This window comes from Brevundimonas sp. KH_060 (assembly GCF_057838275.1).
On the sequence record NZ_CM174463.1, the window covers coordinates 2,931,769 to 2,945,867 of the forward strand.

Below are 14,099 nucleotides of genomic sequence, written 5' to 3' on the forward strand. Positions count from 1 at the left end.
ACGTGACGCCCTCGACGCCCGAAGGCTCATGCCTAGCGTCCGCGCCATTCTTCCTTATAAATTCAGCAGCGCCGGATCTCCGCCTTGGGCTGCGATGTTGATGCTGATGGCCTTTTCGGCGGCGTAGCGGATCAGGCTGTTGGGGCCGCCGGCCTTGGGGCCGGTGCCGGATAGGCCTTCGCCGCCGAAGGGCTGGACGCCGACCACCGCGCCGATGATCGAGCGGTTGACGTAGACGTTGCCCGCCGGAACCAGCTCCATGACTTCCTTGGCGAAGGCGTCGATGCGGCTGTGGACGCCCAACGTCAGGCCGAAACCGCGCGCCGCCAGCTTGCCCGCGACCGTTTCCAGGTCCTTCGGCTCATAGCGATAGACGTGCAGGATCGGGCCGAAGACTTCACGCTCCAGGAAGTCCGGGGTCGGGATCTCGGCGATGGTCGGGGCGAACAGGTCGCCCTTATCCGCGCCGGCCGGCAGTTCGGCGCGGGCGATGATCTTGGCTTCCTTGGACAGGCGCTCGACGTGAGCTTCCAGGTTGGCGCGGCTTTCAGCGTCGATCACCGGGCCGATGTCGGTCTTGGCGTCGGTCGGGTCGCCCATCACCTGGGCCGCCAGGGCGCCCTTCAGGCCCTCGATCAGGGCGTCGGCCGAATCCTTGGGTGCATAGAGAACGCGCAGAGCCGAGCAACGCTGACCGGCCGAGCCAAAGGCCGACAGGATGACGTCGTCGATGATCTGTTCTTTCAGCGCCGTGGTGTCGACGAACATGCCGTTCAGGCCGCCCGTTTCAGCGATGAAGGGGATGATGGCGCCCGGACGCGCGGCAAGGCCGCGGTTGATCGCCGAGGCGGTGTCGGTGCCGCCGGTGAAGGCCACGCCGTCGACGCCCGGATGGCCGGTCAGGGCCACGCCGACCGTCTCGCCACGGCCGGGGACCAGGGCCAGCAGGTCGGGGTTCAGACCGGCCTTGTAGTAGAGGCGCACGGCTTCGGCGGCGATCAGCGGCGTCTGCTCGGCGGGCTTGGCCACGACGGCGTTGCCGGCGGCGAGCGCAGCGGCGATCTGGCCGGTGAAAATGGCCAGCGGGAAGTTCCACGGGCTGATGGCGGCGAAGACGCCGCGGCCGTGCAGGACCAGTTCGTTGGTCTCGCCGGTCGGGCCCTTCAGGGTCTGGCGGCCGCCGAAGTCGCGCTCGGCCAGCAGGGCGTAGTAGCGGCAGAAGTCGGCGGCTTCGCGCACCTCGGCGACGCCGTCGTTCAGCGTCTTGCCCGCTTCACGCGACAGCAGGGCGACCAGACGGTCCAGGTCGGCTTCCAGGGCGTCGGCCATGGCGCGCAGAACCGGGGCGCGACCCGCGCCGCCCAGACGATCCCAGGCGACCTGGGCGTTGGCTGCAGTGTTGACGGCGGCGTCGACGTCCTCAACCGAGGCTTCCGAGACATGGCCCAGCACGCGTGAGCGGTCATAGGGGTTGGTGACGTCCTGAGCGTTCACTCCGGCGCGCAGCTTGCCGCCGATGATCGGGCCGGCGGTCAGCTTCTCGCTGTCGACGCGTTCCAGAGCGGCCGCATGGCGCTCGCGGTCGGCAGCCTGCGAATAGTCGCGGCCGAGGGAGTTCTGGCGGTCACCGTAGATGTTCATGGGTACAGGGATCTTCGGATGGCGGTCAGGCTGAGCCTCGACCGAGGTGATGGGATCGGCGGCCACGTCGGCCGCAGGCACGCGCTCGTCCAGCAGGGCGTGGACGAAGGAGGAGTTGGCGCCGTTCTCCAGCAAGCGGCGCACCAGGTAGGGCAGCAGTTCCTCGTGGCCGCCGACGGGGGCGTAAGCACGCACGACGACGTCGCCCCACTCGGCCTTGGCGCCGTCATAGAGGGCCTCGCCCATGCCGTGCAGGCGCTGGAACTCGATGGTCACGCCGCGATCAGCGGCCATACGGTGCACGGCGGCCAGGGTATGGGCGTTGTGGGTGGCGAACTGCGAGAAGATGTAGGGCGAGGCCTCGATCAGCGCCTTCGCGCAGACCAGATAGTTGAGGTCGGTCGCCGGCTTGGTCGTGAAGACCGGATAGTCGGTGCGGCCGTTGACCTGGGCCAGCTTGATCTCGGTGTCCCAATAGGCGCCCTTGACCAGACGCACCATCAGGCGACGGCCCGAGGATTTGGCCAGTTCGGCCAGCTTGGCCACCGTCTCGGTCGTGCGCTTCTGATAGGCCTGAACGGCCAGGCCGAGGCCCTGCCAGTCGCCCAGCGCCGGTTCGCGCGCCAGCCGCTCCAGCAGCTTCAGCGACAGGGCCAGGCGGTCGGCCTCTTCGGCGTCGATGGTGTAGTTGATGTCGTATTTGGCGGCGATCAGCGCCAGACGCAGGATGCGAGGATACAGCTCCTCCCAGACCCGGTCTTCCTGAACCGCCTGATAGCGCGGCGACAGGGCCGACAGCTTGACCGAGACGCCGTGCCCGCGCTCGGGGCCTTCGCCCTTGGCGGTCTTGCCCACGGCCTCGATGGCGTCGGCGTAGATCTTCTCATAGCGCTCAGCGTCTTCGGCGGTGCGGGCGCCCTCGCCCAGCATGTCGAAGCTGCACAGCCACTCCTCGCGGTCCGACCGCTTCAGTGCGCCCTCGATGGTGCGGCCGACGACGAACTGCTCGCCCATGATCTTGACGGCGGTGGCGACGGCCTGACGGATGACCGGCTCGCCCAGACGACCGACCAGACGCTTGAGGAAGTTCGGCAGGTCGCTGCGGGCTTCATCGTCGACGTCGACCAGCTTGCCGGTCAGCATCAGGCCCCAGGTCGAGGCGTTGACGAACAGGCTGTCCGACTGACCCATGTGGCTGGCCCAGTCGGCCGAGCCGATCTTCTCGGCGATCAGGCGGTCGCGGGTGCCCGCGTCCGGCGTGCGCAGAAGAGCCTCGGCCAGGCACATCAGCGCCAGACCTTCACGGGTGCCCAGGCTGAATTCCTGCAGGAAGCTTTCGACCACGCCCTGGCGCTTCTGGCTCTTGCGAGCGCTTTCGACCAGGGCGATGGCGTCGTTCAGAACCGCCGCGCGACCGTCAGGCGTCAGCGGTTCGGCGGCCAGCAGTTCGGCCACCACCTCACGTTCGTCCCGGTACTTGTTCCGGTCCAGCTCATCCCAATGGCGAAGATCGGTCGGCGTCATGAAATCCATCCTGTGAATTTCCGCATATATGACGTTGAGAGCCGAATGTGCTCCACATCATCACGCCGAAAACCGAACAGAATTCGGATGATCGCAGAATCTTCTGGTAATTCGCTCACTCAAAAATGAGATACGACTCAACATGGCCGTTCGCGAAGAGGTGAAGCCTGTTCACACCCTGCTCTATCATGCCGTCTCGCCTTCGTCATGCGGAGCGTCTAGAAGTTTCGCCTTCGCGAAACGGCTCAAGGCCCTATCGACTTCATGCGCATTGTTCTGGTCACCGACGCCTGGGAGCCTCAGGTCAACGGCGTCGTCCGCACCCTGACCCGCACCGTGGCCGAATGCCGCGCCATGGGTCATGAGGTGGAGGTCATCGAACCCAGCCAGTTCAAGACCATCCCCTGCCCCACCTATCCCGAGATTCGCCTGGCCCTGGGCGCCGAGGAAGAGATTCGCGAACGCCTGCGCGCCTTCGAGCCCGAGGCCGTCCACATCGCCACAGAAGGCCCCCTGGGCATCGCCACGCGCCGCATCTGCGTGGAGTGGAAGCTGCCGTTCACGACCAGCTATCACACCAAATTTCCGGAATATGTATCGGCCCGTTTCCCGATCCCGGTGCAGGTCGGCTACGCCTATATGAAGTGGTTCCACAAGCCGTCGGGCCGCCTGATGGTCGCCACCCCGACCCTGCGTGACGAACTGGTCGAGCACGGCTTCAAGAACGTCTCGCCGTGGACGCGCGGCGTGGACACCGAGCTGTTCCGTCCCGACCTGGAGCCGATCTACAAGGAGATGGGCGGCGAGAACTGGCCGCGCCCCTTCTTCCTCAACGTCGGCCGGGTGGCGGTCGAGAAGAACATCGAAACCTTCCTGGGCCTGGACCTGCCCGGCACCAAGATCATTGTCGGCGACGGCCCGGCCCGCGCCGAACTGGAAGAGAAATACCCCGACGCGAAATTCCTCGGCGCCAAGTTCGGCGAGGATCTGGCGCGCTGCTTCGCCGACGCCGACGTCTTCGTCTTCCCCAGTTGGACCGACACCTTCGGCCTGGTGATTCTGGAAGCCATGGGCACCGGCACGCCGGTCGCCGCCTATCCGGCGCACGGCCCGATCGACATCATCCCCGGCTCGGGCGCGGGCTTCATCGACGACGACCTGAAGACCGCCTGCCTGAAGTGCCTTGAGCTCGACCGCAAGGACGTCCGCGCCTATGCGGAAAAGTTCAGCTGGCGCGCCTCGGCCGAGCAGTTCGTCGAGAACCTGCAGCCCTATCCCGAACCCGCGCGCGGCCGTTTCTGGCGCCGCCTGCGTCGGGTGGCGCGGCTGCGGCGGCGTGTCGCGGCCTAAGCATCCGACCAGCTTCGCGAGCAGACAAAAACGCCCCGGACGATGTCCGGGGCGTTTCGCATTACAGGGCCAGTCGGCCGCTTAGTTCGGGCGGGCCATCGAGGTCATGGCTGAGGCCTTGGCGCGTTCGGCGGTCAGTTCATCGGCGACCAGCGGCACCAGGCCGCGGTCCTGCAGGTAGCCGCCACGGCCGGCCGCGCCTTCGGACATGAACTCCTGGACGAACTGTTCCAGACCCGGCGTCACGCCGATGTGGGCCTTCTTGACGTAGATGTAGAGGCTGCGGGCCAGCGGATAGGAGCCGTCGGCGATGGTGGCGACCGAGGGGGCCACGCCGTCGATGGTCTCGGCCTTCACCGTGTCCATGTTCTGCTCCAGGAAGGAGAAGCCGAACACGCCCAGCGAGCCCGGCGTGCGGGTCAGGGTCTGGACGATGGCGTTGTCGTTCTCGCCCGAGTCGATCCAGGCGCCGTCTTCGCGCAGGGTGTGGGCCACGGTCTCGAAGCGGGTCTTGTCCTGCTTCTCGATGGCGGCGACGGCCGGGATCAGCTTGGCGCCCGGCGCCATGCCCAGCTCCAGGAAGGCGTCGCGCGTGCCCGAGGTCGGCGGCGGGCCGTAGACCTGGATGCGGGTGGCCGGCAGGTTCTTGTTGACCTCGTTCCAGGTCTTGGCGGCGTTGGCGCCCAGTTGGCCGTCGGCGCCCGGCGTTTCCTTGGCCAGGGCCTCATAAAGGTCGTTCAGCTCAAGGTTGAAGCTCTGGCCCGTGCGGGCCGTGGCGACGACGATGCCGTCATAGCCGATCTTGATCTCGACGATGTCGGAGACGCCGTTCTCGACGCAGCGGTCGAACTCGCTCTGCTTCATCGGACGCGAAGCATTGGCGATGTCCGGGGTCGAGGGACCGACGCCCGAGCAGAAGGCCTGGATGCCGCCGCCGGTGCCGAGGGATTCGACGCGGGGGGCCGAACCGCCGCCGCCGTTGCGGGCGAAGGTCTCAGCCACGCGGGTGGCGAAGGGGAAGACGGTCGAGGAGCCTGCGGCCCAGATGCCCGTCCGGGCCTTCTGCGAGCCGGGGGCGCCGCCCTCGTTGTTTCCGCAGGCCGCCAGGGCCAGCAGGGCGGCCGCGCAGGCCGTGAACTTCAGTGTGCGGATCATGGCCGGACCTTCTCCAGTCGTCAGTGCACGACGCTTAAAGCAGGAAAATGTGACGGTCCGGCCAGACCTTTGTGACAGTCAGAGCAAACGTCGACGCATGGCCTGCGACAGGAAGTCGATCAGGGTCACGGCGACGATGACCACGATGACCACGGCCGAGACGTCGCGGAAGGCGAAGCCGTTCATGCGATCGAACAGAACCTGGCCGATGCCGCCGGCGCCGATCAGGCCCAGCACCGTGGCCGAGCGGCTGTTCGATTCGAAGCGGTAGAGGGCGAAGGAGGTCCACAGCGGCGCCACCTGCGGGATCACGCCCCAGACGATCTCATGCAGCTTGGACGCGCCGGTGGCGCGCACGCCCTCGACCGGGCCCTTGTCGATCGACTCGACGGCTTCGGAGAATAGCTTGGCCAGGACGCCCGCCGTGTTCAGGGCGATAGCCAGGACGCCCGCCAGCGGCCCCAGGCCGACCGCCACGACGAACAGCAGGCCCATCACCAGGTCGGGGATGGAGCGCAGCATGTTCATGATCCAGCGCACGGGCTGCACCACCCAGACCGGAGCGATGTTGCGCGCCGCGGCCAGGCCCATGGGCACGCCCAGGAAGACCGCCAGGAAGGTGCCCCACAGGGCGATCTGGATCGTCTCCCACATCTTGCCGACGAACAGACGCCAATCGGCGAAGTTCGGACGCAGCAGATCGGCGGCGAAGGTCTGGATATTGGCCGAGTTGGTGATCAGGCGCGACAGATTGCCCAGATCCACGGCGTCGATGCTGATCAGCAGCAGGACGGCCAGGCCGCCCCAGATCAGGATGTCGAGCGCCCAGGCTCCCGCCGACTTGACGGGCGCCTTGGGGATGATGGCGGCGGCGGCCGCGCCGGTAAGCGAAGCGTCGGTCAAGGTTGAACCTCACGCAGGCGACGCAGGCGTTGCAGTTCAGCCTCGGCGCGCGCCGCGCCGGCCGTGTCGCCCTTGGCCTTGGCCTCGGCCAGCGCCTGGTCGGCGACCATTTCCCGCACCGGGTTCAGATAGGACTCATCCGCCGGGTTGAAGCCCGAATAGTTCAGATCCTTGAGGATCTTGCGCTGGCGCTCGGCCTCGGCGCCTTCACCCCGCCCATAGGACAGGAAGAAGCCGCGGATCTTCTCCTTGATCGCCGGGTCCAGGTCTTCGCGGATGACGATGCCCGCCTCAGGGATCGGCGGCGAGCGCCAGATCTCTTCGATCTGGGCCGCGATCTGCGGGTTGGAGCGACCGATGAAGACGGTGTTGATGGTGTTGGACGTCGCCACCTGCACCAGGCCGTTGGCCACGGCGAAGGAGTTGGCCTGATGGTTGGCCGTCCGCACCGTCTTGAAGCACTCGTTCGGGACGACGTTGTTCGCGTTGAACAGGAAGGTCATGGGCGCCAGGGTGCCCGAGGTCGACAGGGCGTCGCCGATGCCGAAGTCATACTTCTTGCCGCAGGCCAGCACGTCCTCGAGCGTGATGCCCGAGCCCTTTTTGACGATCAGGGTCGACTGGTAGGAATCGCGGCCCTCGGGGTCGACGATGCGGGCGACCACTTCGCCGTTCGAGCGTTCGATCGCCTCGATGGCGGTCTTGGCCGGGAACCAGGCGGCCTGGATCTGATTGCCGCGCATGGCCTCGACCAGCACGGTGTAGTTGGAGGCGAAATAGGGCTTCACCGGCACGCCGACGGCCTTGGTCATATCGTCCAGCAGCGGCTGCCACAGCGGGCCGGAGGACGCCTGTCCCTCGGCCGGCAGGATGGCGAAGCTGATCTCGGCGGGCGCGCCCTTGGCGGCGGCGGGCTTGTCGCCCTGGCCGCAGGCGGCGACGCTGACGGCCAGGGCCGCGCCGGCCGCCAGGCCCAGCATGCGACGGGTCAGTTTGGAATGGGTCATGCCTTGGCTTCCCAGAACGCGTCCTCGTATTCGGGACCGTAGATTTCGATCAGGCGCTGCGTGTCCAGGCCCGTGGACGGACCGTCGTAGACCACCTTGCCCTTCTGCAGGGCGACAACGCGGTCGCAATAACGGATGGCGTAATCCACCTGGTGCAGGGTGACGATGACGCCCAGGCCGTCGCGCTTGTTCAGCTCGACCAGCAGCTCCATCACCTTGCGGGCCGACACAGGGTCCAGCGAGGCGACGGGTTCGTCGGCCAGAATGGCCTTGGCGCCCTGGACCAGGGCGCGGGCGATGGCGCCACGCTGTTGCTGACCGCCCGACAGGGTGTTGGCGCGCTGAGCGGCGTATTCGGACACGCCGACGCGGTGCAGGGCCGCCATGGCCTTGTCCTTGTCCGCCTTGGGCCACAGGCCGATCAGGCCGCGCCAGGCGGGCAGGCGCCCCAGGCTTCCCAACATGACGTTGGAGAAGAGGCTGAGACGGCCGACCAGGTTGAACTGCTGGAAGATCATGCCCAGGCGGCCGCGGGCGCGGCGCACGGCGCCGGTGATGCGGCCGTTCTGCTGGACCGTTTCGCCGAAGACCTGGATCACTCCCTTGCCGGAATCGATCGGGTGCAGACCCGTGATCGAACGCAGCAAGGTGGACTTGCCTGAACCGGAGGGACCGATCAGGGCGACCATTTCACCGGCGCCGACCTCGACGGACACGCCGTCGAGCGCCTTTCTGGCCCCGTAGGTCTTCGAGACGTCGCGAACGGACGCGACGGCGGCTGTTGAAGAACTCATGAACCCATGGATGAGGTTGCGACAAAGGGGGCGCCGCATGACGCGAGACGGGCGCAAGGGCAAGTCTTAATGGCATGTCTGCGTCGATTTCGTCCAGTGCGGCGCCGATTCAGGGGAGCGCTGCGGCGCACGGACCGTGCAACCTCGCCATGAAATTTCCACTTTACATGACAGTCCAATGCCCCCATATCGCGCGTTCCGGCGGACCCCGTAGGTCCTACTTGCGCCGCTAACGCCGGGTCTGGGTTAACAATCATCAGGGGGTTACGTGAATTGCACACGTACCAGTTTCCCCTGGACCTGGTCCGTCAGCGGTCCCCGGAGCGTCCGGTCGCACTCGTGCGTCCCCGCTCCGTTGCCGTAGCGGCGCAGTGGTTCCAGGATAATCTAAAAGCCGACGTCTTCTATGCTGTGAAGGCGAACCCTTCGCGCTGGATCATCGAGGTTCTGGTCGAGAACGGCGTCAACGCCTTCGACGTCGCCTCCCTGGCCGAGATCGAACTGGTTCGATCGGTCAGCCCGAACGCGCGCCTGGCCTTCATGCACCCGGTCAAGAGCCGCGGCGCGATCAAGGCCGCTTACGCCGATCACGGCGTGCGCACCTTCGTGCTCGACAGCCATGACGAACTGCAGAAGATCCTCGAGGTCACCGACAACGCCGACGACCTGAACCTGATCGTCCGCATGGGCGTGTCGGCGGACGGCGCCGCCTATTCCCTGTCGGGCAAGTTCGGCGTCTCGCCGGACCAGGCCCCCGCCCTGCTGCTGGCCACGCGCCATGCGGTCAAGGACGGCCTGATGGGCGTCAGCTTCCACGTCGGTTCGCAATGCATGCGCCCCTCGGCCTATGAGGCGGCGATGACCCAGGTCGGCCGCGCCATCAAGAAGGCGGGCGTCTTCGTCGATATCGTCGATGTCGGCGGCGGCTTCCCGTCGGTCTATCCGGGCATGGTCCCGCCGGACCTGAGCGAATACGCCGACGCCATCCATCGCGGCTTCAACGAGATGCCGGTGTCGGAAACGACCGAGCTGTGGTGCGAACCCGGCCGGGCGCTGGTGGCCGAGGCCTCCTCGGTGCTGTGCCGCGTGGACCTGCGCAAGGGCGACGCCCTGTATCTGAACGACGGGTCGTACGGCTCGCTGTTCGACGCCACCCACTCGCGCTGGCCCTTCCCGACCAAGCTGGTCCGGGACGGTGAGTCGTCGCCGGAGCTGAAGCCCTATCGCTTCTATGGTCCGACCTGCGACAGCATCGACCACATGCCGGGCCCGTTCTGGCTGCCGGCTGATGTCCAGGAAGGCGACTTCATCGAGATCGGCATGATGGGCGCCTACGGCGTCGCCATGTCGACCGGCTTCAACGGCTATGGCGAACACGAGATCGCCGCCGTCGAGGACGCCCCCATGGGCTCGATGTACGGCCTGGCGCCGCGCTCCATCCCGACCGTGCGCACCACGGCCGAGGAGAACGCCCGCAAGGTCGTCCGCCTGTCGCGTCCCAAGGGCAAGGCGGGCCAGCGCAAGCGCAAGCGCTGATCCATCGCATCACGCCTTGAACTGAAAAATGTCTCAAGGCTTTGGTACAAGCAGCGGCCCGTCGCTCCGTCCGGGCCGCTGTTCCTTATTGACGACGGGCGCTCAAACCAAAGGGAAACCCGAGAGATGAACGCACCGGTTCGTTCCAACGCCAAGGCGGAGCTCCTGGCCACGACCGTCGAGCACATCGACATCACCAGCTTCGACGCGCGCCCGATCATCGACTCCATGCGCAAGATGTCGTTCTCCTCGCGCGACACCGCCCGCGCGGCCGACATCTTCAACATGGCCCTGGAAGACCAGGCCTGCTCGCCGTGGCTGATCCTGGCCGGTTCGACCTCGGCCGGCGGCTGCATGGACGTCTACCGCGACATGGTGAAGTTCGGCATGGTCGACGCCGTGGTCGCCACCGGCGCCTCCATCGTCGACATGGACTTCTTCGAAGCCCTGGGCTTCAAGCACTATCAGGCCGCCGGCCAGGTGGACGACAACGTCCTGCGCTCGCACTACATCGACCGCATCTACGACACCTACATCGACGAAGAAGAACTGCAGGCCTGCGACCACGCCATCTATGAGATCGCCAGCCGCCTGGAGCCGCGCGGCTATTCCTCGCGCGAGTTCATCTGGGAAATGGGCAAGTGGCTGTCGGAAGGCAACGCCAAGAAGCCCGGCTCGCTGATCCAGACCGCCTATGAAGAAGGCGCGCCGATCTTCTGCCCGGCCTTCGTCGACTCCTCGGCCGGTTTCGGCCTGGTCAAGCACCAGAAGGAGCGTATGGCCGAGGGCAAGCCCTACATGATGCTGGACGCCATCGCCGACTTCCGCGAACTGACCGACATCAAGATCGCAGCGGGCGTCACGGGCCTGTTCATGGTCGGCGGCGGCGTGCCGAAGAACTTCGCCCAGGACACCGTCGTCTGCGCCGAGATCCTCGGCGTCGAGGCCGACATGCACAAGTATGCGGTCCAGATCACGGTCGCCGACGTGCGCGACGGCGCCTGCTCGTCCTCGACGCTGCAGGAAGCCGCTTCGTGGGGCAAGGTCCAGACCACCTACGAACAGATGGTCTTCGCCGAAGCCACGACCGTCGTGCCGCTGATCGGCTCGGACGCCTATCACCGCGGCGCCTGGAAGAAGCGCCAGCCGCGCCGCTGGAACAAGCTGTTCGGCAAGTAAGACCGACGCGGATCGGAAGGCGACGCCTTCTCGATCCGGCGATGAAAGACGAGGGCCGGCGGAGCGATCCGCCGGCCCTTTTCTTTAGGCCGCGCAACGGCGGCCCGTGCGAATCTGGGAACCTCCGGGCGGGCGGTCCGCTTGTCTTACACGAGCAAGGAGACCATCCATGACCGATCCCGCCGCCGAAAACGAAGACGCCCGAGAGGCCGCCGCCATGGGCGAGAAGCCCGATCTGGGCCACGTCGAGGATGCCCTCAAGAAGGCTCTGCAAGGCAGCGATTCCGGCTCCGACACCCGCGCCGGCTCGCTACGGGGCGGCTCGGCTTCCGGCTCGGAGATCGACCCTGACCAGGACGCCATCAACGCCGACATCGCCCGCCAGGGCCGCGAAATGGCTGAAACCCGAACCCGTCCGTCCGGCGGCCCGGAACAGGCGCGCAAGTCGACGGGTCAGCCCGGCGACGACGTGGACGCCCCTACGGGTTGAACCGCCTTGCTGCCGCCGCACGGATAGGCCACGGTGCAAATAGTCTCATAGGGATTAAGGACGTAGGCTGAATGAAGCGTAGCGTGGCAACCGTCGTCTTGGCGCTGAGCGTCGGCCTGGCGGCGTGCGATGACCGCAGTCAGGCCGCGCCCGAAGCCGAATCGCCCTCGCCCGCCGTCGCCGAACCGGTGATGGAGGCCGCGCCTGCCGCGGCGCCGCCCGTCGCAGCCGCGTCCGCCGCGCCCGCCACGACCATTGAGGGCGCCCCGACCTTCGCCGCCCTCTATCCCGGCGCCCAGACCGACGCCGCGCCTGTCACCGCATCCGGCCCTGACGGTCCCGGCGGCATCGTCACCTTTACGACCGACGCCACGCCCGACGCCGTGATCGATTTCTATCGCCAGCGCGCCGAGAAGGCGGGCCTGTCCCCCATCATGGCCATGAACCAGGGCGAGGCCCGCGCCTATGGCGCCTCCGCCCGCACGGAAAAGGGCGCCAGCCTTCAGGTCGTGGCCGCACCCGGCGAAGACGGCCTGACCTCGGTTCAGTTGAGCTGGAGCAACGGGGCGTGATCACCCGCCCGGCGCTCGTCGCGGCCGCCGCAGCAACCCTGCTGCTGGGCGCCTGCGCCGGAACCCCGGCGGCGCTGCGGCCGGAAGCGGCTCGCGCCGCGACAACCCCATCCGGCTATCTGGACGCCCCCGCATTGGAAGCTCTGGCCGCCGCCCTTCCTCCGCCGCCCGCGCCCGGCTCGGCCGCCGATCAGACGGACAAGGCGCGCTCGACGCGCATGGCGGCGCTGGAAGACAGCGACCGCTGGCTGCTGGCCACCGCCCACGCCGAACTGCGCCCGCCGTTGGCGTTGCAGCATTTCAACTGCGCCCTAGGCGTACGACTCACGCCGGAAGACACGCCGGAGCTGACGCGGCTGATGCAGCGCCTGTTCCACGACGCGGATACGGCCGCCGAATCCGTCAAGGCGCGCGCCTTCCGCGCCCGCCCCGTCGGCGACGATCCGGCCCGCCAGGCCTGTCAGCGCCTGACCGAAGCGGGCCGACGCAGCGCCTCCTATCCTTCCGGCAGTTCGACCGTGGCCGTCGTCTATGGCGAAGCGTTCGCCGCCCTGGACCCCAGCCACGCGACCGAAGCGCGCCGCATGGCCCATGAAGTCGGCCAGAGCCGCCTCGTCTGCGGCATGCATTATCCCAGCGACGTCGCCGCCGGCGAGGACTTGGGCCGCGCCGTCTTCGCCGCCGCCGCCGTTCAGCCGGCGTTCGCCGCCGACCTGGCCGCCGCCCGCGCCGAGTTGGCGGTCCTGCGTGCACGCGCCGCAACGGCGCCCGGCTGCGCCTCCGAAGCGCTGGCGCTGGCCACGCCCTTGCCCTGATGGCGGCGCTGCTGGCGGGACTGATCCTGGCCGGCGCCCAGACCTGGTCCCTGCCCGCCGCCCGTCCTTGCGACGCTGCGGAACTGGCCGAACTGACCGCCGAAGCGACGACGCCCTATCGCCTGACCTGCCGCGCCGCCCTGACGCCCGGACAGTCGATCGTCCGCCCTCTATTGATCGAAGGCGCCGAGGCCTCCGGCGCACGCCTGGATTGCGCGGGCGGCGCCGTCGGCCGCCCCGGCGCTTCCGTCAGCACCCGCACACCTTCTATCGCCGTCTGGTCACGCCGCATCGCCGCTGACCGCTGGAGCCGCCCGACGGACGTACGCATCTCGCGCTGCCTGATCCATGGCTCGGTGCGGGTCTGGGGCATGGGGGCGGACGGAAGCTATGACGACCTGCGCGTCTCCTCCCGCACGGCCGGGCATACAGCCGCCGCCCAGGCCGCTGCGCCCAGCCACATTGCGCTCGATGAAGTGGTCATCCGGGGGACGGGATCAATCCCCCTCTACGTCGGCCCCGGCGTCACCCGGCTCAATCTGACCCGATCCACGCTTGAGGGCCGGAGCGTCGCCACGGCCCTCTATCTGGACGCCGAAAGCGCCGACAATCGGATCGAGGGCAATCTGTTCCGCACGCGGACGGGTCGCGAGGTGATCGCTGTCGACGGCTCGGCGCGAAACCGCATCATCGGCAACAGCTTCGAACTGAACGGTCGGCCCGGCGTCTTCCTCTATCGCAACTGCGGCGAGCGCGGCGTCATTCGCCACCAGACGCCATCGTACAATGTCATCACCGACAACGCCTTCACCGGCGCCGCACGCTGGCGCCCCCGCCTGGTCGTCGAAAACGCCCGCCAGGGCCGCCGCGCCTACTGCGACGCCGACAAGGGCTACCCCTGGGGCAGCAGTCTTGACGATCGCGACGGCGCGGTCGGGAACACTGTTGATCCAATCTTCTAGGAATTGCGCGTATTTTTTGCGCTTATTTCCGAATTTTCTTCATTAAGCGGTCATTTTTTTCCTATTGTGCCATTTTTGGCGCAATTATGACTTGCTTGAGGCAAGCCTCACCGTAATGTCGCCATCGCAGGCCACACGGTCCTGCATGTGCCACGAGCCGTCGGTTCAGCC

12 protein-coding genes are annotated in these 14,099 nt (G+C 67.3%); 7 read left to right on the forward strand and 5 right to left on the reverse strand.

Annotation, left to right across the window (positions count from 1 at the left end; translation table 11 throughout):
• Positions 1-54 precede the first annotated feature (54 nt).
• Positions 55-3,165, reverse strand: a complete 3,111-nt coding sequence (gene putA / locus AC3IPP_RS14500) for a bifunctional proline dehydrogenase/L-glutamate gamma-semialdehyde dehydrogenase PutA (RefSeq protein ID WP_489149485.1) — start codon at positions 3,163-3,165, stop codon at positions 55-57.
• 264 nt (positions 3,166-3,429) lie between these two features.
• Between putA and AC3IPP_RS14505 the strand changes: the two genes are divergently transcribed.
• Positions 3,430-4,515 carry a glycosyltransferase family 4 protein gene (locus tag AC3IPP_RS14505; protein WP_046653875.1) on the forward strand — a complete coding sequence of 362 codons (1,086 nt, stop codon included), beginning with the start codon at positions 3,430-3,432 and terminating at the stop codon, positions 4,513-4,515.
• Between the two features lie 81 nt (positions 4,516-4,596).
• Here AC3IPP_RS14505 and AC3IPP_RS14510 read toward each other — a convergent pair whose 3' ends face one another.
• From AC3IPP_RS14510 to phnC, 4 genes are all read right to left on the reverse strand, one after another.
• Complete coding sequence (locus AC3IPP_RS14510) at positions 4,597-5,670, reverse strand: substrate-binding domain-containing protein (RefSeq protein WP_489149486.1); 1,074 nt, start codon at positions 5,668-5,670, stop codon at positions 4,597-4,599.
• 78 nt (positions 5,671-5,748) lie between these two features.
• Positions 5,749-6,573: a phosphonate ABC transporter, permease protein PhnE gene (gene phnE / locus AC3IPP_RS14515; protein ID WP_313515458.1), complete on the reverse strand. Its 825-nt coding sequence runs from the start codon at positions 6,571-6,573 to the stop codon at positions 5,749-5,751.
• Positions 6,570-7,580, reverse strand: coding sequence for a phosphate/phosphite/phosphonate ABC transporter substrate-binding protein (gene phnD / locus AC3IPP_RS14520; RefSeq protein WP_087141134.1), 1,011 nt, complete (start codon positions 7,578-7,580; stop codon positions 6,570-6,572). Before phnD ends, phnE begins: the two co-directional genes overlap by 4 nt.
• Positions 7,577-8,374, reverse strand: a complete 798-nt coding sequence (gene phnC, locus AC3IPP_RS14525; protein WP_087141135.1) for a phosphonate ABC transporter ATP-binding protein — start codon at positions 8,372-8,374, stop codon at positions 7,577-7,579. The genes phnD and phnC overlap by 4 nt, the downstream gene beginning before the upstream one ends.
• Positions 8,375-8,647: 273 nt before the next feature.
• On the opposite strand from phnC, the gene AC3IPP_RS14530 reads away from it, so the two are divergent.
• The 6 genes from AC3IPP_RS14530 to AC3IPP_RS14555 all read left to right on the forward strand — a co-directional run bounded on the left by AC3IPP_RS14530 (position 8,648) and on the right by AC3IPP_RS14555 (position 13,928).
• Positions 8,648-9,910, forward strand: coding sequence for a type III PLP-dependent enzyme (locus AC3IPP_RS14530; RefSeq protein ID WP_489149487.1), 1,263 nt, complete (start codon positions 8,648-8,650; stop codon positions 9,908-9,910).
• Positions 9,911-10,036: 126 nt separating this feature from the next.
• Positions 10,037-11,089: a 1,9-bis(guanidino)-5-aza-nonane synthase gene (locus AC3IPP_RS14535; protein WP_087141137.1), complete on the forward strand. Its 1,053-nt coding sequence runs from the start codon at positions 10,037-10,039 to the stop codon at positions 11,087-11,089.
• A 169-nt stretch (positions 11,090-11,258) separates the two neighbouring features.
• Positions 11,259-11,579 (forward strand): ribonuclease, encoded by a 321-nt coding sequence (locus tag AC3IPP_RS14540; RefSeq protein ID WP_087141138.1) that lies wholly within the window; start codon positions 11,259-11,261, stop codon positions 11,577-11,579.
• 71 nt (positions 11,580-11,650) lie between these two features.
• Positions 11,651-12,151 (forward strand): hypothetical protein, encoded by a 501-nt coding sequence (locus AC3IPP_RS14545; RefSeq protein ID WP_087141139.1) that lies wholly within the window; start codon positions 11,651-11,653, stop codon positions 12,149-12,151.
• Positions 12,148-12,966, forward strand: coding sequence for a phosphatase PAP2 family protein (locus tag AC3IPP_RS14550; protein WP_489149488.1), 819 nt, complete (start codon positions 12,148-12,150; stop codon positions 12,964-12,966). Before AC3IPP_RS14545 ends, AC3IPP_RS14550 begins: the two co-directional genes overlap by 4 nt.
• Positions 12,966-13,928 (forward strand): right-handed parallel beta-helix repeat-containing protein, encoded by a 963-nt coding sequence (locus AC3IPP_RS14555; protein WP_489149489.1) that lies wholly within the window; start codon positions 12,966-12,968, stop codon positions 13,926-13,928. Before AC3IPP_RS14550 ends, AC3IPP_RS14555 begins: the two co-directional genes overlap by 1 nt.
• Positions 13,929-14,099: the final 171 nt, after the last annotated feature.

Bases quoted from the DNA above. Each gene is read 5' to 3' on its own strand.
- phnC (WP_087141135.1), bottom strand. From the start codon at position 8,374: ATGAGTTCTTCAACAGCCGCCGTCGCGTCCGTTCGCGACGTCTCGAAG.
- AC3IPP_RS14555 (WP_489149489.1), top strand. From the start codon at position 12,966: ATGGCGGCGCTGCTGGCGGGACTGATCCTGGCCGGCGCCCAGACCTGG.
- AC3IPP_RS14540 (WP_087141138.1), top strand. From the start codon at position 11,259: ATGACCGATCCCGCCGCCGAAAACGAAGACGCCCGAGAGGCCGCCGCC.
- AC3IPP_RS14535 (WP_087141137.1), top strand. From the start codon at position 10,037: ATGAACGCACCGGTTCGTTCCAACGCCAAGGCGGAGCTCCTGGCCACG.
- AC3IPP_RS14510 (WP_489149486.1), bottom strand. From the start codon at position 5,670: ATGATCCGCACACTGAAGTTCACGGCCTGCGCGGCCGCCCTGCTGGCC.
- phnD (WP_087141134.1), bottom strand. From the start codon at position 7,580: ATGACCCATTCCAAACTGACCCGTCGCATGCTGGGCCTGGCGGCCGGC.
- AC3IPP_RS14545 (WP_087141139.1), top strand. From the start codon at position 11,651: ATGAAGCGTAGCGTGGCAACCGTCGTCTTGGCGCTGAGCGTCGGCCTG.
- putA (WP_489149485.1), bottom strand. From the start codon at position 3,165: ATGACGCCGACCGATCTTCGCCATTGGGATGAGCTGGACCGGAACAAG.
- AC3IPP_RS14505 (WP_046653875.1), top strand. From the start codon at position 3,430: ATGCGCATTGTTCTGGTCACCGACGCCTGGGAGCCTCAGGTCAACGGC.